This is a genomic window from Cobetia sp. PS-4MA (assembly GCF_057670765.1).
The window spans coordinates 2,494,821-2,517,521 of record NZ_CM173107.1 but is presented as its reverse complement, the minus strand read 5'-3'; the positions used below and the strand labels follow the sequence as shown (position 1 = coordinate 2,517,521).

Genomic DNA, 22,701 nt, shown 5'->3' with positions numbered 1-22,701 from the left:
GAGAATCATGCATGTCATCTCGACCCCCGCATCAGGAGGTGCCGAGGTCTACGTCAAGGACCTGAGCCTTGCCATGGTCGCGGCGGGGCACAGCGTTCATGTCACGTTTCTGGAAACCGCTGAGCAGTGCGGGCGAGATCTGGACTATGAAAGGCACTTCCTGGCCCAGCTGAGTCAGGCGGGCATCAGTCATTCGTTTCTGGGCGCCGACACGCGTCGCCGTCCCTGGCGGGGCGGCACGCGGCTGCGCGCGGAAGTGAATCGATTCGCCCCGGATGTGGTGCATTGCCATCTCTACTACGCGCTGATGTTCGCCTTCCTGCTGCCACGAAAGCTTGCGGTGATCATGACCGTGCACAGTATCGAGCTGGGGGCGCCCAACTGGCTGTTTCGACTGTTCGATCGTCGCGTCAGCGCCTATGTCGGCATCTGTCACGCCTGCACGCGCAAGCTTGCGCCGCTGGTCAGGCGGCCGGTGGTCCAGATCGACAATGCCGTCTCGGGGGCACGCCTCAAGCACAGCGGCTGGCAGATGACGGCGCTGGATACCCCGGTGAAGCTGGCAGCCATCGGACGTCTCACCGAAGCCAAGCAGTATCCCTTGATGCTCGAGAGCTGCCGCCGCCTCAAGGCACAGGGGTTGAATGTCACGCTCAGCATCGCCGGGGAGGGGCCGCTCAAGGCCGAGTTGGTCACGCAGATCCGTGACGCCGGGCTCGAGGATCAGGTCACCTTGCTGGGCAACATCTCGGATGTGGCGGGGCTTCTGGCCTCATCGGACATCTTCCTGATGTCGTCTGCCTGGGAAGGACTGCCGATCTCGCTGCTGGAAGCCACGCTGAGCGGGCTGCCGGTGCTGGTCACCAACGTCGGTGGCTGCGCAGAAGTCGTGCATCGGGTCGGCAACGGGCTGGTGGTGGATGAGCAGACGCCGGCGCGCTATGCCGATGCTCTCACCCGCCTGGTGGCTGACGAGGAGCTGCGACGCAGCTGTGCGCGCAACGCGCGACGCCACGGCGGCAGCTACCACATCAACACGGCGCTGGCCGGGCATCTGGAGCTCTACACCAGCCGGCTGCAAGGCGAGCTGGATGCGGCACCCGAAGTCTCGGTCTGAACGCGCAGGGCGAGGGTGGCGAATGGGAGAAGAGTGCGCATGGGGCCCTGCGGGGTTGAAGAATGGGGCCTGAGGTGCGGACCTGAAAGGTGCGGACCTGAAAGGTGCGCCTGAAAAGTGCGCTTGAAAAGCGGGCTTGAGATGCGGGCTTGAGATGCGGGGTCTGGCGCTGGACATGGCAGTCAGAAGAGTGGGCAATCGATGCGATGATCGGTTGCCCTTTTTCTTGTCCTGGAAATGGGGAATGGCGCTATGCGGCCACCTGAATGAGACGTCTCATGCCAGATGATGGGGAGCGCTGGGTCATGAGGTTCATGCGGATGTCAGTCAGGTGTGGCATCAGGATGAGTGGCTCTCAGCGGTTGGCGATTCATTCATGTCATCGCTCTACTAATACTTGAGATGAGAGAAAGCAGTCTAAAGTGAAGTGCGGCAATACAATCGTCGTGAAAGAGAGTTTACGCCTTGCTGTTGTGGTCGATTAATTTATTATCAAGTCCGTAATCAGACATTGAAAATCAAGCAGATCGCCACCTCATGAAATATCGATGATGTCACGCCGATTAAGACGTGATTATTCACGATTCATCGTAGATGAGAGGGTGATTTGATGATGGTCAAGTGCCGAATCCATCACGAAATCCCTGTGACGTTCTGATCGCTGCTGTCAGTCTCGATGGCGCCAGTTCGTGGCATGGGAGAAGAGAATGGAAAGGCCGACAGGAAGTCAGGCAGGTACGAACTGGTCGCAAGTTGCTGTATTTCATTGTGTCTCACCACTCCAGAATACGTGAATGTCATCTTCTCCTGATGCCGGATGCAGAGGGTTCGCCCTTGCTCATCCGGTGATGCAATGCGGAGATTGACGTTTCACGATTCACCCAGGCCTTCTCGTGATGCGTTGTTGATACTCGGGAAAGTGTCGAGAGATCTCTGAAATACCGGCGAAAATGAGTCCTCATTTTCGTTCTTATGCCCTCCTGTAATGGCTGATCACGCTATCAGTCATCCTTCAATGACGATACTGATGATGTCGAGTATGAGAGTCATGAGTCATCGATGAAGATGCCGTGATTATCTTTCATGTCGTCATGATGAGTTGTGCTGATTCTTCAGACCGTGTCATGGACCAGGATGGTCTGATGCCGTTGGATGATTTTCATGATCCGGTACATGTCGGGATTGGGTCGATCCTGACAGGTCACCGTTCGTTCAACGGCGCGCTGGCGGAGGCAGGGAATGATTCGCGCCTGTCTCGCAAGGGAACGTCACAGAATTTCCACGTGCTGCAGGGGAGAAAGCCGATTCCTCGGGGCGGTAGCGTGTCCGGATACACGATGAATGCGCCGATCAGGATGTGATCGAGCAGAGCGCAGGGCTTACAGGGGATGACAGAGGTTATGAAGAGATCGACCAGATCGACGCTGCGGGGAGTTTCCCTGGCGATAATGCTGGCCGCCTTGGGAGGCTGTGCCTTCGCCCCTGGCGGCCATATGGACTATGAGGTCGAGACGGCGCCGCTGTCGGACCATGTCACGGTCAGCCCGATCACGCCGGCCTTGATCAGCAGTTATCGCGCACTCCCGGCTCAGACAGCCCCGGCCGATGACGCGCTGGTGGATGACATCAAGCGCTACGTCTACCGCGTGGGTGGCGGTGACATCCTGGCCATCAATCTGAGCACGCCGCTGGATCTGGCCCAGGAGACGGGCGTTCAGCGCCAGACGGTGGAAGCGCTGACCTACATCGTGCAGCCGGATGGCACGCTGTATTACCCCTACGTCGGGCGCATCAACGTCAAGGACATGACCGTGGATGAGGTGCGCGCCTCGCTGGTGCGTGGCCTGTCACGCTTCATCACCGACCCGCAGGTCAACGTCTCCGTCGCCCAGTTCCGCTCGCAGCGCGTCTATCTGAGCGGCGCGGTCCGTGAGCCGGGCTTCGTGCCGGTCACCGATGTGCCCCTGACCCTGATCGATGCCATCAGTGCCAGTGGTGGTGTCACCGAACTCGCCAATACCCACGACATCACCCTGACCCGCGACGGCCACCAGGAGCACCTGAGCCTCTATCAGCTGCTGCAGCAGGGCAACATGCGTGAGAACCGCCTGCTGCACGATGGCGACGTCATCAACATCCCGGTGGCGACCGACCAGAACGTCTTCGTGCTGGGGCAGGTCCTCAAGCCCGGCAACATGCCGGTGGGCAACGAGCGTCTGAGTCTGACCGATGCCCTGTCACGCGCCGGTGGCGTGGATGAGGACCGTGCCGACCCCTCCGGTGTCTTCGTGGTCCGTGAGAACGGCCCGGACGCTGACAAGCTCGCCACCGTCTATGTGCTCGATATCTCCGATGCCACCTCGCTGATGCTGGGGGCACGCTTCCCGCTGCAGCCCAGGGATGTGGTCTATGTCACCGCGGCGCCGGTCAGCCGTTGGAACCGCGTGCTGAGTCAGTTGCTGCCGTCGGTCACCAGTACCGGGGCCTTCGTCTCGGTCATCGACGACATCGAGGGAGATTGAGGTCCATGAATCAGTTCACTTCTCCCATGCCGCCATCTTCCGGTGACGCTGGCCGGGACGCGACGCGTCGCCTGGACTTCAGCACCCTGCTGGCACTGCTCTGGCATCGTCGCTGGTGGTTGATCGCCAGCACCGTGCTGCTGACGTTGATCGGCATCTATGTGGTCGGCAGCCAACAGCGCATCTATCTGGCTGACTCGCTGATCCAGATCGAGGACAAGGGCGGCAGCGCCAGCCTGCTGGGCACGCTGACGGGTCAGTCCGGAGGCCCCGAGGAGGGCAGTACCAGTGACGAGCTGGAGATCCTGGCCTCGCGGCTGGTGCTCGGGCAGGCCGTGGCGCGTGAGCGTCTCAACATCGTCGTCACACCGGTGCGCTACCCCGTCATCGGCGACTGGCTGTCCCATCGCGGAATGCGTCTGCCGGAGAGTCTCGGCGGCAATGAATATGCCTGGGGGGATGACGTCCTGAAGGTCACCACGCTGGAGCTTGGCGGCCAGTGGCAGGGACAGACGCTGACCCTGGAAGTGGTCGATGAGCAGCACTATCGCCTGCTGGACGCCGAGGGCAACCTGCTGATGCATGGCACGGTGGGCGAGAATGCGCTGTCCGGTGACATCAAGGTCTTCGTCCAGCGCATGGAGGCCAGCCCCGGGGCGCGCTTCGCGCTGACCAGCATCTCGGACCTCAGTGCCATCAACTCCATCAAGTCGCGTTTCACCGCCGAGCGCAACGGCAGCGATACCGGCGTGGTGACCCTGAGTCTGTCCGGCAGCGACCAGCAGGCCATCGTCAGCACCCTGGACACCATCACCGACGTCTTCCTGCAGCAGAACATCGAGCGCGAATCCGCCGAGGCCGACAACCAGCTGGGCTTTTTGGGTGACCAGATCCCGACGCTGCGCGGCCAGCTCGATGAGGCGGAATCCGCCCTCAACGACTATCGCCGCCGCCGCGATTCCGTGGACCTGACCGCCGAGAGCCAGCAGGTGATGGAGAACCTGGTGGGGCTGGACAACCAGCTGACCGAGATCAAGCTGCGACTGGCGGAGCTGTCGCGTGCCTACACCCATGAGCACCCGGCCTATCGGGCACTGGTGGCGCGTCGTGACTCCCTCAATCAGGAAAAGGCGCGGGTCCAGAAGCAGGCGGAACAGCTGCCGGCGGCGCAGCGCGAAGCGCTCAATCTGAACCGCAACGTCAATGTCAGCCAGGAAATCTACGTCGCGCTGCTCAACAAGCGCGAAGAAGTGCGCCTCAAGAAGGCCGGTACGGTCGGCAACGTGCGGATTCTAGATCCCGCCGTCCTGCAGCCTGGCCCCATCTCGCCGAGAACCTCGCTGATGATGGTGGTCTTCGCGATGGCCGGTTTCCTGCTGGGCGTGCTGGGCATCCTGCTGCGGCATTCCATGCGCAAGGGCATCGACAGCGCCGAACAGATCGAGTCCCTGGACCTGCCGGTCTACGCCACCATCCCGCTCTCGCCGCTGCAGCAGGGCATGATGCGTCGCGTGCGCCTCAAGGGCGAGAAGTCCGGGCGCGAGATCTATCAGGGCGTACTGGCGACCTCGCAGCCTTCCGACATCAGCATCGAGGCGCTGCGCAGCCTGCGCACCAGCCTGCACTTCGCGCTGCTGGACAATCAGCGCAAGTCGGTGATGTTCACCGGCCCGAGTCCGGGCATCGGCAAGAGCTTCGTGAGCCTCAACCTGGCCGCGGTGAGCGCCGAGGCCGGCCAGCGCGTGCTGCTGATCGATGCCGACATGCGGCGCGGACATCTTCACCACGCCTTCCAGCGCACCTCCGAGCAGGGCGGCCTCTCGGATGTCCTCAGCGGCGCAAGTCCTCTGGAAGAGGTCATCTATCACACGCGCATCGACAACCTGGACTTCCTGGGCCGTGGGGTGGCGCCACCGAATCCGTCCGAGCTCCTGATGCAGGAAAACTTTGCCCAGTTGCTGGAGCAGCTGGGAGAGCGCTATGACCTGATCATCATCGATACCCCGCCGGTACTCGCCGTCACCGAGGCGCTGATCATCGGGCGCCATGTCGGCGCGAGCCTGATGGTGGCGCGCTTCGGCATGAACCAGGTGCGTGAGCTGGAACATGCTCGCAAGAAGCTCGAGAACAACGGCATCCACGTCAAGGGCGCGATCTTGAATGCCATCGAGCAGCAGGCCGGGGATAAGCAGCACTACGGGTATTACAACTACAGCTATACCTGATGCCGTGTCGCGGCACGGCTCTCATGACGCTTGAATCACGGAGGAGATGGCACGATGAGCGGTTTACCCTTATCGATGGAGCACCAGCGTCGTTACTCGCATCATTACGAGCGCTTGATCGCCAGCAAACGCCTGCAGCTGGTCTTCGGCATGCTGGTGGTGGTGATCGCGCCGGCACTCTACCAGGCGGGGCTCAACGAGCTGGTACCCGGTGACCACGGCTGGTGGCTGACCAGCGATGCCCAATGGCACGCCATGATCGGCACGGGGGTGGCCTATACGCTGTCCATCACCGCCGTCAATCGCCTGTCGCGCCTGCCGGGGACCCGCTCCTACCTCTACGTGGTACCCACCATCGTCATCTGCTATCTGATGCTGATGCTGGCGCTGGGGGTCTTCGATCTCGACTACTCGCGCCATCAGGTCGGCCTGTCCTTCCTGCTCGCCGTGAGCCTGTGCACGGCCTACTACTACATCGACACCCATGTCCGGCGCATGCGCTTTGCCGTGGTGCCGTTCGGCAAGGCGCCGGCGCTGTGTCAGCGTCGCGAGGTCGAGTGGCTGACGCTCAAGGGGCCGGACCTCGTGGGCATGCGGCGCATCGATGGCGTGGTGGCAGACCTGCGTGCCGAGATGCCCCGTGAGTGGGAGAGCTTCCTCGCTGACTGCACGATCCACCGCATTCCCGTCTATCACGCCACCCAGGCCCACGAGATGATCACCGGCCGCGTGCTGCTCGATCACCTCTATGCCAATGAATTCGGCTCGCTGATGCCGCGTGAGGATTACGAGGTCATCAAGCGCTGGATGGACTTCAGCGTGGCGCTGGTGCTGCTGCCGCTGCTGGCACCGGTGATGCTGCTGACCGCGCTGGCCATCCGACTGGACAGCCCGGGCCCCGTGGTCTTCCGTCAGCCACGCATGGGCTTTCATTGCCGTCCCTTCACCGTCTACAAGTTTCGCAGCATGTATGACGGCATGAAGGGGGCCGGCTTCACCCAGGAAGGCAGTGACCCGCGCATCACCCGGGTCGGGCGCTTCATCCGCAAGTGCCGTCTCGATGAACTCCCGCAGCTGTTCAACGTGCTCAAGGGTGACATGAGCCTGATCGGGCCGCGTCCGGAATCGATGAATCTGGCGGACTGGTATCGCAAGGATGTGCCGTTCTTCCATTACCGCCATGTGGTACGCCCGGGCATCACCGGCTGGGCGCAGGTCGAGCAGGGCTATGCCGCGGAAGTCGAGGGCATGATCCGCAAGCTTGAATACGACTTCTTCTACATCAAGCACTTTTCCTTCTGGCTGGATCTGCTGGTGGTGATTCGCACCATCCGGATCGTGATCAGCGGGAACGGGTCGCGCTAGCCGACCCTCCTTCTTCCGGTTACCCCTGGCACTCGCGACCTGACAGGGGCCCATGAGCTACCACCCATTGTCTGATGCACGAAAGGAGTCGAGATCATGATCACGGTGACGCGCCCCTATTTTCCCGAGCGGAAGAATTTCGATCGTTATGTGGATGCCATCTTCCAGAGCCGCTGGTTGACCAATCATGGCCCGCTGGAGCAGGAGCTGACCCGGCGCCTGGAGACCTATCTGGGCGTCAAGCATCTGCTGCTGGTCAGCAATGGCACCCTGGCACTGCAGGTGGCCTATCGCGCGCTGGGGATCAACAACGTGGTCGGGCAGCGCGAACCCGCCGAGGTCATCACGACTCCCTTCACCTTCATCGCCACGGCCAGCAGCCTGAAGTGGGAAGGAATGCAGCCGGTCTTCGCGGACATCGATCCTGCCACCCTGTGCCTGGACCCCGCACAGGTCGAGGCAGCCATCACGCCGCGTACCCGCGCCATCGTGCCGGTGCACGTGTTCGGCAACGCCTGTGACGTGGAAGCCATCGATGCGCTGGGGGAAGAGCACGACCTCAAGGTCATCTATGACGGCGCCCATGCCTTCGGCGCGACCTACCGTGGCAACAGCCTGCTGTCGTACGGGGATGCCAGCACCCTGAGCTTCCATGCCACCAAGCTGTTCCACAGCATCGAGGGCGGCGCGATCATCTTCAAGCGCAAGGAAGACCTGGAGCGTGCCCGCAAGATGATCAACTTCGGCATCACCGGTCCCGAGTGCATCGAGGAGCTGGGCATCAATGCCAAGATGAACGAGTTCCAGGCCGCCATGGGGCTGTGCGTGCTCGACGAGATCGAGGGCAACCTCGAGAGCCGCGCGCTGGTCTGGCATGCCTATGCCCAGGCGTTTCAGGGCAACGTGCAGCTTCAGGCACGTCAGCCGGGCGTCAGCCTCAACTACGCCTATTTCCCGATCATTCTGGAAAGCGAAAGTGTCCTGCTGGAGGTGATGCAGCGTCTGGAGCGGGAAGGCTACCAGCCGCGGCGCTATTTCTGCCCGTCGCTGGAGTCACTGGCATTTCTGGGGCGACCGGCGGCAGACCTGCAGGACGCGGACTTCCAGCAGCCCGAGATCGTGCATTCCAGAGACATCGCCAGCCGTATCCTGTGTCTGCCGTTGTTCTCGGGACTTCAGGTCAGCGAGATTCTCGCCGCGGTGCGCGTCATCGTCGATCGGCATCAGAAGGCAGCCTGAACAATGAACATCGCGATCATGCAACCCTACCTGTTGCCGCATCTGGGCTACTTCCAGCTGATGCACGCCTGTGACGAATTCCTCATCTATGACGACGTCGCCTACATCCCGCGTGGCTACATCAACCGCAACAGCGTGCTGCTGGGCGGCAAGGCCCATCGCTTCACGCTGTCGGTGCCGGATGCCTCACCCAATCGGCGCATCAGCGAGCTGTCGTTCGCACCGACCCCCCAGTCACTGTTGACCACTCTGCACCATGCCTATGCCAAGGCGCCGCATTACGCAGAGGTCATGCCGCTGCTGCAGACGATTCTCATGCATGAGGATCGCCGCATCGGGGCACTGTGCCAGTTCAGCTTCGAGACGATCTGCCGCTATCTGGGGCTCGAGTGTCGCTTCGCGCTGACCAGCGAGATGGATTACGAGCGCAGCCAGTCGGCGCAGGACCGTCTCATTGAACTTTCCCGCCAGCGCGGCGGGCGCGGCTACGTCAACAGTATCGGCGGGCGCAAGCTCTACCGGGGGGAGGCCTTCGAGCAGGCAGGGCTGTGTCTGTCCTTTCTCTCCAGCCATCCGAGTGATTACCGCCAGGCGACGCCCGGCGCACGTGAGGGCGAGTTCGTCGGCAGTCTCTCGATCATCGATGTGCTGATGTGGTGCTCGCCCGCCGACGTCGTCTCGCGGCTGGCGGAGTACACCCTGCTGTCGGGAGATGCACCTTGGGGGCCCGCCGCTGAGGGCATGGATCAGCTCTGGCAGCCATCGCTTGCAGAGCCTGCTTCGCGCCCGCGCGCCTCTTCACGAGAAGCAGCCGGAGGCGTCGCCGCGTGTCACTGACCCACAAGACGACCATCGGCATCCTGTGGAATTTCATGGATCAGCTGTTGCGCCGTGGCATGGCCAGCATCGTCACCTTGCTGCTGGCCCGTCTGCTGCTGCCGGAAGACTTCGGGCTGCTGGCCATGGTGCTGGTCTTTCTGACCATCGCCTCGGCCATGATGGATTCGGGCCTGCAGCAGGCCATCCTGCGTCTGCCGACTCTCGGCCCGCGTGATGCCAGCACCGCCTTCTTCAGCAACATCGGCTTCGGGGTGGTGGCCTATGCGCTGCTGTACTTCAGCGCCCCGTTGATTGCCGATTTCTACGCCGAACCACGGCTTGTCGTGCTGGTGCGTATCGGCGGGCTGGTGGTGCTGATCAACGCCTTCGAGGTGATCCAGGGCGCGATGCTCAACCGGGCACTGGATTTTCGCACCCGCATGAAGGCCGGCATCCCCGGCAGCGTGATCTCGGGCAGCGTCGCGGTGTTGCTGGGCTGGCTGGGCTTCGGGGTCTGGGCGCTGGTGGGCCAGATGCTGACGGCGGCCTTCGTGACCACGGCACTGATGTGGTGGTGGGGCAGCTGGCGTCCGCACCTGACCTTCGACATGGACGCCTTCAAGGCCATGTTCAGCTTCGGCTACAAGATGTTCCTGTCGCGCATGCTGGACGTGGTGTTCGTCAATCTCTACGTGCTGGTGATCGCCAAGCTGTTCGCGGCCTCGGTGGCGGGGCTGTTCTTCTTTGCGGATCGCCTCAAGGAGCTGGTGCTCAATCAACTGGTCGCCGCGATCCAGAACGTGACCTTCCCGGCCCTGGCCAGCATCCAGCATGACCCGGTGCGGCTGAAGGATGCCTATCGACGCATTCTGCAGCTGATGGTCTATCTGCTGTTCCCCGGGGTGCTGCTGATGGCGGCGCTGGCCCGTCCGCTGTTCGAGGCACTGTTCCCCGACCGCTGGCTGGACGCCGTGGCCTATCTGCAGTTGATGTGCATTGCCGCCGTCATGTATCCGCTCAGTTCGCTCAACCTCAATGTGCTCAAGGTCAAGGGGCGCTCGGACCTGTTCCTGGGGCTTGAGGTGATCAAGAAGCTGCTGATCTGCGTGGTGCTGGCGCTCACCTGGCAACACGGCGTGATCGCGATCCTGATCGGTCAGATCGTGGTGGCAGTGCTGTCCTACATCCCCAATGCGTGGTTCTCGCGAACGCTGATCGATTACAGCATCCGCGAGCAGTGCGTCGACTTCCTGCCGAGCCTGATGCTGTCATCGGTCATCGCGCTTTGCTGCTGGCTGGCGGTGGAGCATCTGGCGGCATCGCCAGACTGGTCTCCGTGGGCGGCGCTGCTGGGACTGGGATGTCTCTCCGGCGCAAGTTACCTGTTGCTCTCTTGCCTGCTGCGCTTTCCGGCCTGGCAGTCGGGTGTTGGTCTGATACGAGATCGTCTTTCACAACGGAAAGTGGAGAATCTTCATGCTAGCTGAATTGAGCTATTCCCAGGCGCAGGGTACCCCGGTCACGGGGGGCGCCCTCGAGGAAGGGCCGATTCCGGTTCCCCCGGCGCCGGCGGATGAAGCCACCATCATGGCGGACTGGGAGGGGAATCTCTCCACGCCGCGTGTCTCGGTGATGTGCTTCGCCTTCAATCACGGCGACTACATCGCGATGGCGCTGGATGGTTTTCTGATGCAGCGCACGCGGTTTCCCTTCGAGATCGTGGTGCATGATGATGCCTCCACCGACGGCACGCGCGAGATCATCGAGGAGTATGCCGCGCGTTACCCCTCCATCATCCGGCCGATCCTGCAGGACGTGAACCAGTACTCGCAGCACGTGTGGCCCATCACCTTCTGCATGCCGGTGATGCGCGGCGACATCATCGCCTACTGCGAAGGGGATGATTACTGGGTCAAGGCCGACAAGCTGGCGCGTCAGGTGGCGCTGTTCGATGCCAACCCGCGTGCCACCGTGTGCTTCCACCCGGCCATCGAGTATGACGAGCATCGCGATGAGCATTCGATCATCTGCCGCTATGCCGACAGCGTCGCGCGCCTCTCCCCCGAGGCCATCATCGGGCTGCGGGGCGGCTCCATTCCGTCACCGGCGCTGACCTTCCGCCGCGTGGAGTCGCATGTGGACGCCATGCTGGAATCCTACCGTGGTGCGCCGATCATGGACTTCTTCCTGCAGGCCTACATGGCGCTGCTGGGTGAGACGCTCTATTACGAGGATGCCGCCTGCGTCTATCGTCGCAACGCCAAGGGCTCCTGGACCTCCCAGCAGCAGGATCATGAGGTCGAGCAGCGCTACCAGCGCGACATGCTGGCCGCCATCGACACCTTCTATGGCGCCACGCGCACGCTGCCGGAAGCCGATACCCTGTATATCCCGCTCTATCACTATTTCAAGCAGTACGTGATGGCGCCCGGCACCACCCAGCAGCGCCTCGCCAACTTCCGCCGCGGGCTGGGCTATCTGCACCACATGCAGCGCAACAAGGTGCTGTCGCTGGTCCGCCGCGACATGTTCGCCAAGCTGACGCGTCGCAAGGCTGCCACGCCCGGGCAGGCGAAGGACACGGAGGCAGCGGCATGAACTATCGCAGCTACGGCGATCTGGGTCGTGACATCGCCAGTCAGATGTCACGCCTGCAGGCAGGGGACTTCGACCTGATCGTCGGCATTCCGCGCAGTGGCATGGTGCCGGCCTACATGATCAGCGCGATGCTCAATCGTGCCTGTACCGATCTCGATACCTTCCTGGCGGATGGCGTGCCCGGCAAGGGCATCACGCGCAAGTTGCGCGAGTCCACCGCCGACGAGGTGTCCGAGGAAGGCACACGTTCCGCCTGGGCCTATCGTCGCGTGCTGCTGGTGGATGACAGCCTCAACAGCGGTGCCTCGCTCAAGGCCTCCCTGGCGCGCATCCCGGCGGGTTGCCCCTGCGAGATCATGACCTGTGTGATCTACGCCAACCCCGGGGTCACCAATGAAGTGGATCTGGCGCTCGTCGAGCTCGAACACCCGCGCGCCTTCCAGTGGAACCTCTTCCACCATCCGGCACTGGAGGATGCCTGCGTGGATATCGATGGCGTGCTGTGTCTCGATCCTTCTCCCGAAGACAACGATGACGGCCCGCGCTATCGCAGATTCCTGCTCGAGGCGACCCCGCTGCATCTGCCCACCTACCGGGTGCACTCGCTGGTCACCAACCGTCTCGAGAAGTACCGCCCCGAGACGGAGGCCTGGCTTGCGCGCCATGGCGTGACCTATGAGCGACTGATCATGCTGGATCTGCCGAGCAAGGAAGCGCGACTGAAACTGGGCTGTCATGCCAGCCACAAGGCCGGCTATTACCGCGAGTCGGGCTGTCGGCTGTTCATCGAGAGTGAAGTGGGGCAGGCCAGCAGCATCGCGCAGATGACCGGCAAGCCGGTCTACTGCGTGGATGCCCAGCAGATGGTCAACCCCGAATGGCTGGCCATGCTGAAGTTGCAGCGTGGCAAGTGGGTGACACGCCAATGCAAGCGTGGCATCCGCCGGGTGATGAAGCTGCTGCCGGCTTCCTGGGAGCGTCAGGCACGGGGCGTCTTCCAGCGAGTGGCATGAACCTCGCGCGGACACCCCCTCGGGGGTGTCCATCCACTGCAAAGGAATCGTTATGAAAACGCACAGGATGGCGCTATTCGTCTCGGCCGGCTCCGATCATGGCGAGACTCGTCAGATGCTGGCGCTGGCCGCGGGTCTGACCCGCCTGGGACACGAGGTGGATGTGGTACTGCCGCATGCCGAGGAAGACGTCGTCACGTCGCTGGCGCATGGCGTGCGTCTGGTGGAGCTTGGCAGGCAGGGGCCGTTGGCCCTGTCATTGGCCCTGACGCGCTACCTGGCGCGCCACAAGCCCTGTGTGCTGATGTCCAGCGGTCTGGAAGCCAACCTGACGGCGCTCAAGGCGGCGCGCCTCAATCGGCGGCGCGTGCCGGTGGTCATCCACCACGTCGCGGCGCTGGCGCAGGAGCTGGCAGCGGCGGGGAATCGTCGCGACGCGGCAAGACGTGCGATGGCGCTCAAGTATCCGCAGGCGGCATTGGTGATCGGGGCCAGCGAGGCGATCACTCAGGCACTGGCCAGCGAGGCAGGCATCCCGCAGGCGAATACCGCGCAACTGGATCTCGCGCCACAGCGCATCGGTGGCGCGGCGCACGCCGGGGAATCGTCTGCGGCGCTGGAAGAAGGGCCCTTGATGCGGTGTCTGTGGCTCTTGATGCAGGCGGCAGGCATGAACACGCAAGAGCTGGAAGACAGCCCGTCAGTCGCGTCCGCGACTCCCGCACGCGTGCAGGGACGGGACACGCAGACCGTGCCGGTCACCGCGTTTGCGGGTGACAGGGCATCGGCGACGTATCGCGTCACGGCCAATGCCGGCCTGTCTGCTACACACACCGACGTCAGGGACTGAGCCGTTTCATGGAAGCCATACTGCTCGACCTGCCCAATCTGCTCGTCTGTCTGGTACTGGTGATGGTGGGCTTCGTGCGCGGGTGGGTGACCCGCAACGTCGCGATCATCCTGAGTCTGAGCAGCCTGGTGCCTTACCTGCTCAACAATGTGCTGTTCTCGCCGGAATACATGCCGGACCAGTTCCGTTACTGGGAGCAGGTACTGGCCATGCGCAGCATGGACTGGGACTCGATGGATCACTCGCTGACCGTCTCGTTCTCCTCGAGCCTGCTGGCCCTGCTGCCATTGCCGCTGGTGGAGACGATTTCCAGTCTGGGATTCTTCAACAAGTTTCTCTACATCGGCGGGCTGATGGTCATGCTGCGCCGCGGGATCATCTCGCATGCGGTGCTGCTGTTCCTGCTCTGCTACCCGAGTCTGGTGCTCTACAGCTCGCTGAGTCTGCGCGACACCCTGGTGACGGGCTTCATGCTGGCCAGCTTCCTGCTGGCCATCGAACGGCGACCGGGCTGGGCACTGCTGATGCTGATGCCGCTGTGGCTGATCAAGTTCCAGAACATGCTGATCATGCTGGTGTTCCTCGGCGTCTACGTGGTCTACGACGTCAGCCGCCGTGGCCTTTCCACCAAGCGCTTCTGCTGGTTGCTGGTCGGTCTGGTCGCCAGCGTACTGATCATCTATCCGCTGGCGGTGGACCAGATCAACTTCTTCCGCGCGGCCATGTACATCGAGGATGGCGGCAAGAAGGAGGATGTCGAGATCATCCAGGGCTTCGGCGACTTCGTGGTCACGGGCATCCAGGGGGCGCTGTACTTCCTGATCAAACCGCTGCCCTGGGAGGCGGCCAACCCGCTGCAGCTAATCCAGGCCGGCGAGAATCTGCTGGTGGTGGTCTTCCTCGTCTGGCTGACCCTGCAATGCTGGCAGGTCCAGCGCGAGAAGACGCTCTTCTGGCTGCTGTACCTGATCGGCGCCTTCACCATCTATGGACTGGTGGTCTTCAACTACGGGACGGCAGTGCGCTACCGCTTTCCGTTCCTGGTCATCTACGTGGTCTGCATGGCCTACGACACCGGGCTGATTCGCCGCTGGCAGCAGGAACGCCGCCCGGCCTTGCTCGACTGACGCCTCGCGCTGATCGCCTGCCCGTACACCTCCCGCCGCTCCTGTGGCTGGCAGATCACCGGGCAGGCGATCCGTGCCCCTCGCTTGTTCCTCTGCATCACATGCCAAGGATAGCCACATGCCGACATCAGATTCCCGGCCCGCCACGGTGGTGCTGGTCTCCAACTCGTCCTTCTTCCTCTACAACTTCCATCGCGGTGTCATCGAGGGCCTGCGCGATACGGGCTATCGCGTGGTGTGTCTCGCTCCCACCGATGCACACAGTGCGCGCCTGGTCGATGAGCTCAAGGTCGAGCATCGGCCGCTGGGGATGGAAGGCAAGGGCACGTCACTCGTGGGTGAGGGCAAGAGCCTGATGGCGCTGTTGATGACGCTGTTCAAGCTCAGGCCACGCTATGTCCTCAACTTCACCATCAAGGCCAATATCTACTCGGGGCTTGCCTGTCGCCTGCTCAACATCCCCTACACCAACAACGTCTCGGGACTGGGTACCGCCTTCCTCCACGACAGCTGGCTGTTCCGCCGGGTACGGGCGCTCTACGGCATCGCCAATCGCGGCGCACGCTGCGTGTTCTTCGAGAACCGGGATGACCAGGCGCTGTTCCTGCGCATGGGGCTGCAGAAGTCGACACCTTCCGTGGTGCTGCCCGGTGCGGGGATCGACCCTGAACGCTTCGCCTTCACCGAACAGCCCCAGAGCCCGCCGCTGACCTTCGTGATGGTCGCGCGGCTCATTGCCGACAAGGGCGTGCGGGAATACGTGGCAGCGGCGGAACGCCTGCATGAGCGTTATCCCCAGGCACGCTTCTGGCTGATCGGGCCGTCGGGCATCAGCAACCGTACCGCGATCAGTGACGAGGAAATCGCCCAGTGGCGTGCGCGGGGCGTGCTGCATTATCTGGGGGAACAGCGTGATGTCAGGCCGTTCCTGGCCGAGTCCAACATCCTGGTGCTGCCGTCCTACCGAGAAGGCATGCCGCGTACGGTACTCGAAGCGGCCTCGATGGGGCGTCCCGCCATCGTCAGCGACGTGCCCGGCTGTCGCAGCTCGGTGCTGCCGGGGGCCACTGGCTGGCTGTGCGAGGCCGGCAGCATCGACTCTCTCGAGCAGCACATGCAGGCCTGCCTGGAAATGCCCCGCGAGGCCCTGGAGGCGGCGGGGCTGGCCTCACGGGAGCGTATCGAGCGCGAGTTCGATCAGGCCATCGTGGTACGGGCCTATCTCGGGTGCATGCAGCACACCCTGGCGCCGGAAATCGGACGGGGACGCGGCGCGATGTCACCGGCCTGAGCGGCGAAAGCATGACGGATTTGCTGCTATGCAGTGCGGCGAATATCGGAAACGGCGTGCGCGCGAGAGGCGCATAATGGACAGACCACGTTACCTGTCAGGCCGTCATCCTTCTGGTGCCTGCGCCGCCGTTACCTTCACGTCGTCATCGCCTTGTCGTTACCACGCCCACACGGCGCGAGCCCGCGGTGTCAGTCTGCCGAGTAGAGGGCAGCGCATGATGGCGATTGCGCCATTTGACTGTCCTGCCAGTTGCCATGCACGTAATGGAAGCATCTCGGGGTCGTGCCCGGGATATCTGAGAATACATGGAGTAGAGAGTCATCATGCGTGGATATCGTTTCTGCACCCAATGTGGCGGTGCCAGCGTGCACCGTATCAAGCGCCACTGGTGGCAGCGGCTGATCGGGCTGCCGCCTCGCTATCATTGCGAGGACTGTGGCGTGATTGACCAGGTCTCCGACAGGGAGCATCACCCAGCTCTGCATGAGGCGAAGCCGGGCGGTAGAGCCTCCTCCTGAGCGACGCATGATGTCTGGTGACACCGCGATCGTGGGCAGAGCTCGCGATTGTCAGGCGAGACAGCGCGATGGCCATGCGTGATCGACCCTCGCCAGAGCCCCCGGACATGGCTTCTCGCCAGGGCCCCTCGAACTGGCTTACGAGTTAGCCTTTCGAAATGGCTCACTCGATATCGTCCACTCGAAATAGCCCTTCAAAATAGACCCCGCCATCGACACTCGTCGGTGGCGGGTTTTTTCTGCGCCGGAGATTGTCATGTCTGGTGCACCGCGCCCCTAGCTGCGCCTGCCGGACACGGCTCTCCTGCGTGAATTTCCCTGCACGGAGCGCATGAGAAATGAAGATCCTGTTCATCGTCGGCAATCTTTCCAGTGACGGCGGTACGGAACGCGTGACCTGCGAGATCGCCAGTGGACTGGCACGCGCGGGACATGATGTCACCATCGCCAGCCTGTTCGGTCCCGCGACCACCTCCTTTCATCTCGATGACGCTGTCATGACCAGTGAGCTCAAGCTCAAGGAAGCGCGCGGTGGCGTGCGCCGCTTCATGGGCATCAGCTCGGGTCTGCTTGCCAAGGTGCGCCGCCATCAGGCGGATGCGGTGATTCTGGTGGACTCCATCCTGTTCGCCTTCTGTGCGTCATGGGCACCTTTCGTGCGTTCGCGACTGGTGTGCTGGGAGCACTTCAATCTCGGCACGCATCATGGCTCGCACCTGCGCACGGTGGGGCGCTCGACCGCGGTGCGTCTGGCGGATGCCATCGTGGTGCTGACCGAGCGGGACGCCACGGCGTGGCGTGCACGCTATGGCATCACCGACAAGGTGCAGGCGATCTGGAATCCGGTGCCGCGCATCCCCCAGGAGGATGCGCCGACTCAGGCATCGCGCACCGTGCTGGCCGTCGGCCGCCTCACCGAGCAGAAGGGATTTGATGTCCTGCTGGAGGCCTGGGCCAGGGTCGCCCGTCAACATCCGGACTGGCGACTGCGCATCGTCGGCTGGGGAGAGGATGAGAACGCCCTCAAGGCCCAGGCCTGGACGCTGGGACTGAGCGAGAGCGTGGTCTTCGTCGGTCGCACCTCCCGGGTGGAAGAGGAGTATCAGCGGGCGGCGCTGTTCGCGATGAGTTCGCGCTGGGAGGGATTGCCGATGACGTTGCTGGAGGCGCAGTCCTTCGGTCTTCCCGTGGTCTCCACCAACTGCGAGACCGGCCCGGCGGAGATCCTCCAGGGCGGCAGTGGCGTGCTGGTGGATGTGGAAGATGCTGCGGCACTGGCGCGTGAGCTCTGCCTGCTGATCGAGGACGCGCCGCGGCGCCAGCAGATGTCCCTGCTGGCGCGCGAGAACGCGGCACGCTTCGATGCCGACGTCCTGTGTGACGAGTGGCAGCAGCTGCTGGCGCGCATGCTGCCCGGGGAGCGGGTGCTGGACAAGGCATCCTGAGGCTCGGCCTCGAATGCCTCGCGCAATATCAGAAACGTGCCGGGGAGCAGGGTGCCAGCCAGTCAGGTAAGCCTTCGGCTAAACACTCGCTGACAAGTCGCCCGGTCACGCCCGCCAGGGTCACGCCGATATGCTGGTGGCCATAGGCATGGATCACGCGCGGCTCGTTGGGTGACGGGCCGATCACCGGCACGGAGTCCGGCAGGGTGGGGCGAAAGCCCAGCCAGCGCCGGGCTACTGGAGCATCCAGTCCCAGCACCCTGCGCACTCGGGTTTCCAGATAGTCGAAGCGGGCCGGGTTGGCGGGCCCCGCAAGCGAACTCAACTCCACGGTGCCTGCCACTCGCAGACGCGGCCCTTCGGCGCCTCGCAGAGGCGTCATGTAGAAGGCGCTCTCCACCGGACAGGTCGGGCGGTTGAGCGGCGAGTGCTCGAGATCGAATTCGATGTGGTAGCCACGCTCGGTATCCAGCGGAATCCTGTCGCCGATCTGGCGGGCGAGATGTGCCGACCAGGCCCCGGCCGCCAGTACCACGCGGTCCGCCATCAGCCGTCTGCCGTCGGCGTACTCCAGCAGCATGCCGGAGGCCTGAGAGCTCAGGCGGGTGACCTCGGCGGTGACGAGTCGGCCCTCCTCACGCAGCGGAGCGGCCAGGGTATCGATGAACACCTGCGGGTCATCCAGATGACAGGAAGAGGGGAACAGCACGCCGCCGGCGGTATGGCCTGCCATGGCGGGTTCCAGCGCGATCAGCTCGTCCGCTGTCAGAACCTGCTGCTGGATGCCGAGCTGGTCACGCAGCCGGATATCGCCCTGTGCGGCCTGCAGGTTCTCGGCCTTGCCGTAGGCATACAGACAGCCCTTGCGCTGGATCATCCCGGCCGCCGCCGGGGCAGCGTCCAGCAGCGGCTGATAGTCCTCATAGGTGTGACTGAGCAGACGCGCCAGCATCTCGCTGTTGGCTCGAAAGCGCGTGGCGTTGCACTGACCCATGAAGCGCATCAACCACGGCGAGAGCCTCGGCAGGCACTTCCAGTCGATGACGAAGGGGGAGTCAGGTGACAGCAGCAGCGAGGGCATGCTGCGCCAGATCTCGGGGCGAGCGATGGGCAGGCAGCCATAATCCGCGAGGGTACTGGCATTGCCGAAGGAGGTGCCGCTGGCGATGCCCTCGCGCTCGATCATCGTCACCTCGTGGCCGCTGCGCCGCAGCCACAGGGCGCAGGCGACACCGACGGCGCCCGCGCCGATCACGGCCACTTCCGTGTGTTCGCTATCACTCATCGAATGCTCACCATGTTGTCTTGTCGTTGTTGTCGGGGTGCTTGCGCCGCAATGCATCGCGCCCCGGAGTCAGCCGGGGCGCAGAGTGTGACAACCCGAGCATGCCTCGCAGGGGAAATCTCGGCAAGGGCGTCCTGCGTCTCGGCAGCGTGTCCGCCAGGGCGATGGGCGCCAGGCGATGAGCGACTTGCGGCGAGCGGTTCAGGAGCCGTTCGGCTCCTCGAAGGGCAGCGGGATGTCATCGCCACGCCGCACGGCGAAGACATTCAGCGTCATCGCCACCAGAGCGTAGTAACCCAGTATGCCAACCAGTTCGACCACGACCGTCTCGCCGAACATCGCGACGGCCTCGGCATACAGCGCATCATCGATACGTCGCTCGGCGTAGAGTGCGCGGGTGACGCGATGGATCAGCCGCTCATCATCGCGGTCGAACTCAGGCTCCCGCTCCTCGCGCAGTGCCGTGATGACATCCGGCGAGAGACCGGCCTGCTCGGCGATCGGCGCGTGGATCTGCCATTCCGCCTGGGACTTCCACCACACCGCCGTGGTGAGAATCGCCAGCTCGCTCAGGCGCAGCTCAAGGCCGGTGGCGTAGCGGCAGAAGGCGCCGAGGCGCTGGGCGTGATTGGCAAGCTCCGGACTGTGGACCCAGGCCAGAAACGGGCCGTCGAGGTTGCCGCGCGGGCCGCTGAGAATCTCGGCGATCACCTCGCGTTGGGCTGCGCTCATGCTGGCCTCATCCAGTTCGGTCAGGCGCGATGTGATCGCCATGAAAGTCACTCCATTCAAATCCATTCAAAGATCGTGGGTAGGCAATGCGCCTGCAGCTGAGCCGTCACAGGCTGGCAAGGGTGGTGTCGATGGCACGCCCCAGCCTGTCGGTGATCTCGTCCAGATGTGAGTCTTCCAGCATGAACGGCGGCGCCAGCAGGATGTGATCGCCCTGGCGGCCATCCAGGGTGCCGCCCATCGGGTAGCACATCAGGCCTTCGGCCATGGCGGCCTTCTTGAGGCGTGCGTGCAGCTTGAGAGAAGGGTCGAAGGGGCGTTTGCTGTCGCGATCCGCCACCAGCTCAAGCCCCTGGAAGAGACCGCGACCACGGATGTCGCCGATGTGGGGATGGTTCGCGAAGCGCTCGCCCAGGCGTGCTTGCAGTCCCTCGCCGAGGACGTTGACACGTGTGAGCAGATCGCGGGACTCGATGGTCTGCTGGACCGCCAGCGCCGCGGCACAGGCGGTGGCATGGCCGATGTAGGTATGGCCGTGCTGGAAGAAACCGGAGCCATTGGCGATGGCATCACGAATGCGCTGGCTGACCAGGGTCGCGCCGATCGGTTGATAGCCGGCGCCCAGCCCCTTGGCGATGGTGATCAGGTCCGCCGTGACACCTTCCTGCTCGGCGGCGAACAGGCTGCCGGTGCGTCCCATGCCGCACATCACCTCGTCGAGAATCAGCAGCACGCCGTAGCGGTCACAGACCTCGCGGATGCGCGTGAAGTAGCCCGGCACCGCCGTGACGGCCCCCAGGGTGGCACCCACGACGGGTTCTGCCACGAAGGCCATCACGTTCTCACCGCCCAGCCGCAGGATTTCCGCCTCAAGCTCGGCGGCGAGACGCACTCCCATCGCCTCGGGCGTCTCGTCGGGTTGCTGGTCCCGATAGGCGTAGCAGGGGCTGACGTGACTGACGTTGATCAACAGCGGCTCGAACTGCTGGCGGCGCCAGGCGTTGCCGCCAGTGGCCAGCGCGCCCAGCGTATTGCCGTGATAGCTCTGACGCCGCGCGATCAGATGCTTGCGTTGGGGCTGGCCGATCTCGACGAAATACTGACGGGCCAGCTTGAGCGCTGCCTCGACCGCTTCCGAGCCACCGGAGACGAAGTAGACGGAGTCGAGCCCCTCGGGGGCGCGCTCGATGAGGAAGTCGGCCAGCTGCTCCATCGGCTCGCTGGTGAAGAACGAGGTATGCGCGTAGGCCAGTCGGCTGACCTGATCCTTGATGGCCTGAGCTACCGCTTCGTCGCTGTGGCCCAGGCATGACACGGCAGCGCCACCGCTGGCATCCAGATAACGGCGACCCTCTCGATCGACGATGTAGGGGCCATCGCCCTGCACGGCGGTGGGGTAGTCCTGATGGAGGTTGCGATGGAAGACGTGGCTCATGGGGGCTCCGTGGGAAGACGCGCGAATACTGAATGCAAATATGCAGTGCATTTGTCGGTTATGCAATAAATAATTGCATATGGTCGCTTGTGCCTCCGGACTCGACCGGCCAGAGATGCTACCGTTGCCGCCATCTGTCCTGTCCCTTGCCAAGGAGGCACCCCATGCCCCCATCCTCCCGAGCCCCCGGGCCCGCATCCCCTGACTCGCCGCCGGAGACCCTGGAAGGGTTGAAGCAGCTGCTGGTGGCGATCGACCGTCGTGAGGTGGAGATCCGCCTCGGGGCGAGTTCCCGACGCGTGCTGGCCGTGCTGATCGAATCGCCGCAGCGCACGGCGGTATCTTCCATCAGCCAGCTGGCGGAGATGACCGGCGTGAATGCCTCGACCTTCTCGCGTCTGGCGCAGCGCCTGGGCTATGAGGGCTTCAGCCGGTTTCAGGCTGTCTTCCGTCAGGCCGTGACGGATGGCCAGCATTTCTACAGCGCCCAGGCGGCGCAACTGTCGACCCGTGATGCGGATAGCACCGCCATGGCGCAGCTGGCGCGGTTGGGGCGACAGGAAAGCGCCAATATTCTCGGCATGTTGGAGAGGGTGGACGCCGCGGCCTTCGAGGCCGCGACCACCTTGCTGGCAGAAGCCCCGCGCGTGCGCCTGCATGGCATGCGCCAGTTCAATTCCTTGGCACTGTTCATGGCCTATGGACTTGGCATGCTGCGCTCGGATGTGGCGCCGCTGGATGCCAGTCGTCAGGGCGTGGCGGATGCGCTGGCCCAGCTGGCGGCCGGCGACGTGCTGGTGGTGGCCAGCTGCTTCCCCTATACCCCAAGCGTGGTGGCCTGCGCCGAGGTCGCGGTGAAACGCGGTGTCGTGGTGATCGCGTTGACCGATTCGGCCAGCTCCCCGCTGGAGCCGCTGGCGCGCCACAGTTTCCATGTGCCCAATCACAGCCTCTTCTACAGCAACAGCATGAGCGCCTTCATGTTTCTCGCCGAAGGCCTGCTCAGCGAGGTGGCCAGCAAGCTGGGAGAGGCAGGCGTGGCCTCGCTCAAGCAGCGCGAGGCGATCATCACGGAGCTGGGAGGCGCACGTCGCTGATCTGGCGCCGATGCACTTGT

Annotated in this window: 19 protein-coding genes; 16 read left to right on the top strand and 3 right to left on the bottom strand. The window is 63.5% G+C overall.

What is annotated here, in order from left to right; translation table 11 throughout:
* The first annotated feature begins 7 nt into the window (after positions 1–7).
* The 15 genes from AC26AR_RS10650 (at position 8) to AC26AR_RS10580 (ending at position 18,132) form a co-directional block, all read left to right on the top strand.
* Positions 8–1,117 carry a glycosyltransferase family 4 protein gene (locus AC26AR_RS10650; protein WP_077374081.1) on the top strand — a complete coding sequence of 370 codons (1,110 nt, stop codon included), beginning with the start codon at positions 8–10 and terminating at the stop codon, positions 1,115–1,117.
* A 1,142-nt stretch (positions 1,118–2,259) separates the two neighbouring features.
* On the top strand, positions 2,260–2,478 hold the full coding sequence (locus tag AC26AR_RS10645; protein ID WP_077374078.1) for a hypothetical protein: 219 nt from the start codon (positions 2,260–2,262) through the stop codon (positions 2,476–2,478).
* 27 nt (positions 2,479–2,505) lie between these two features.
* Positions 2,506–3,639 (top strand): polysaccharide export protein, encoded by a 1,134-nt coding sequence (locus tag AC26AR_RS10640; RefSeq protein ID WP_077374075.1) that lies wholly within the window; start codon positions 2,506–2,508, stop codon positions 3,637–3,639.
* Positions 3,640–3,644: 5 nt separating this feature from the next.
* Complete coding sequence (locus AC26AR_RS10635) at positions 3,645–5,864, top strand: polysaccharide biosynthesis tyrosine autokinase (RefSeq protein WP_084208242.1); 2,220 nt, start codon at positions 3,645–3,647, stop codon at positions 5,862–5,864.
* Positions 5,865–5,918: 54 nt separating this feature from the next.
* The gene (locus AC26AR_RS10630; protein WP_240499685.1) at positions 5,919–7,229 is read left to right on the top strand and encodes an exopolysaccharide biosynthesis polyprenyl glycosylphosphotransferase; all 1,311 of its coding nucleotides are present in this window, start codon (positions 5,919–5,921) and stop codon (positions 7,227–7,229) included.
* Positions 7,230–7,325: 96 nt separating this feature from the next.
* Positions 7,326–8,468, top strand: coding sequence for a DegT/DnrJ/EryC1/StrS family aminotransferase (locus AC26AR_RS10625; protein WP_077374068.1), 1,143 nt, complete (start codon positions 7,326–7,328; stop codon positions 8,466–8,468).
* Between the two features lie 3 nt (positions 8,469–8,471).
* A complete protein-coding gene (locus tag AC26AR_RS10620) occupies positions 8,472–9,305 on the top strand; it encodes a WbqC family protein (RefSeq protein WP_488106997.1) in 834 nt (277 codons plus the stop codon).
* Complete coding sequence (locus AC26AR_RS10615) at positions 9,296–10,774, top strand: lipopolysaccharide biosynthesis protein (protein ID WP_488106996.1); 1,479 nt, start codon at positions 9,296–9,298, stop codon at positions 10,772–10,774. The genes AC26AR_RS10620 and AC26AR_RS10615 overlap by 10 nt, the downstream gene beginning before the upstream one ends.
* A complete protein-coding gene (locus AC26AR_RS10610; protein ID WP_077374058.1) occupies positions 10,764–11,885 on the top strand; it encodes a glycosyltransferase family 2 protein in 1,122 nt (373 codons plus the stop codon). Before AC26AR_RS10615 ends, AC26AR_RS10610 begins: the two co-directional genes overlap by 11 nt.
* Positions 11,882–12,898: a phosphoribosyltransferase family protein gene (locus AC26AR_RS10605; protein WP_488106995.1), complete on the top strand. Its 1,017-nt coding sequence runs from the start codon at positions 11,882–11,884 to the stop codon at positions 12,896–12,898. Before AC26AR_RS10610 ends, AC26AR_RS10605 begins: the two co-directional genes overlap by 4 nt.
* A 52-nt stretch (positions 12,899–12,950) precedes the next feature.
* Complete coding sequence (locus AC26AR_RS10600) at positions 12,951–13,748, top strand: glycosyltransferase family 4 protein (protein WP_341542219.1); 798 nt, start codon at positions 12,951–12,953, stop codon at positions 13,746–13,748.
* Positions 13,749–13,756: 8 nt separating this feature from the next.
* The gene (locus AC26AR_RS10595) at positions 13,757–14,875 is read left to right on the top strand and encodes a hypothetical protein (RefSeq protein WP_077374048.1); all 1,119 of its coding nucleotides are present in this window, start codon (positions 13,757–13,759) and stop codon (positions 14,873–14,875) included.
* A gap of 118 nt (positions 14,876–14,993) precedes the next feature.
* Positions 14,994–16,166: a glycosyltransferase family 4 protein gene (locus tag AC26AR_RS10590; protein ID WP_488106994.1), complete on the top strand. Its 1,173-nt coding sequence runs from the start codon at positions 14,994–14,996 to the stop codon at positions 16,164–16,166.
* A gap of 326 nt (positions 16,167–16,492) precedes the next feature.
* Positions 16,493–16,687, top strand: coding sequence for a hypothetical protein (locus AC26AR_RS10585; RefSeq protein WP_141392035.1), 195 nt, complete (start codon positions 16,493–16,495; stop codon positions 16,685–16,687).
* 338 nt (positions 16,688–17,025) lie between these two features.
* Entirely contained in the window at positions 17,026–18,132 is a 1,107-nt protein-coding gene (locus AC26AR_RS10580; RefSeq protein WP_341542217.1) for a glycosyltransferase family 4 protein, read from the top strand.
* Between the two features lie 28 nt (positions 18,133–18,160).
* Here AC26AR_RS10580 and AC26AR_RS10575 read toward each other — a convergent pair whose 3' ends face one another.
* From AC26AR_RS10575 to AC26AR_RS10565, 3 genes are all read right to left on the bottom strand, one after another.
* Positions 18,161–19,417 (bottom strand): NAD(P)/FAD-dependent oxidoreductase, encoded by a 1,257-nt coding sequence (locus AC26AR_RS10575; RefSeq protein ID WP_176494388.1) that lies wholly within the window; start codon positions 19,415–19,417, stop codon positions 18,161–18,163.
* Positions 19,418–19,618: 201 nt separating this feature from the next.
* Positions 19,619–20,191 (bottom strand): carboxymuconolactone decarboxylase family protein, encoded by a 573-nt coding sequence (locus AC26AR_RS10570; RefSeq protein ID WP_176494387.1) that lies wholly within the window; start codon positions 20,189–20,191, stop codon positions 19,619–19,621.
* 64 nt (positions 20,192–20,255) lie between these two features.
* Entirely contained in the window at positions 20,256–21,584 is a 1,329-nt protein-coding gene (locus AC26AR_RS10565; protein WP_488106993.1) for an aspartate aminotransferase family protein, read from the bottom strand.
* Positions 21,585–21,748: 164 nt separating this feature from the next.
* Between AC26AR_RS10565 and AC26AR_RS10560 the strand changes: the two genes are divergently transcribed.
* On the top strand, positions 21,749–22,681 hold the full coding sequence (locus AC26AR_RS10560; protein ID WP_488106992.1) for a MurR/RpiR family transcriptional regulator: 933 nt from the start codon (positions 21,749–21,751) through the stop codon (positions 22,679–22,681).
* Positions 22,682–22,701 lie beyond the last annotated feature (20 nt).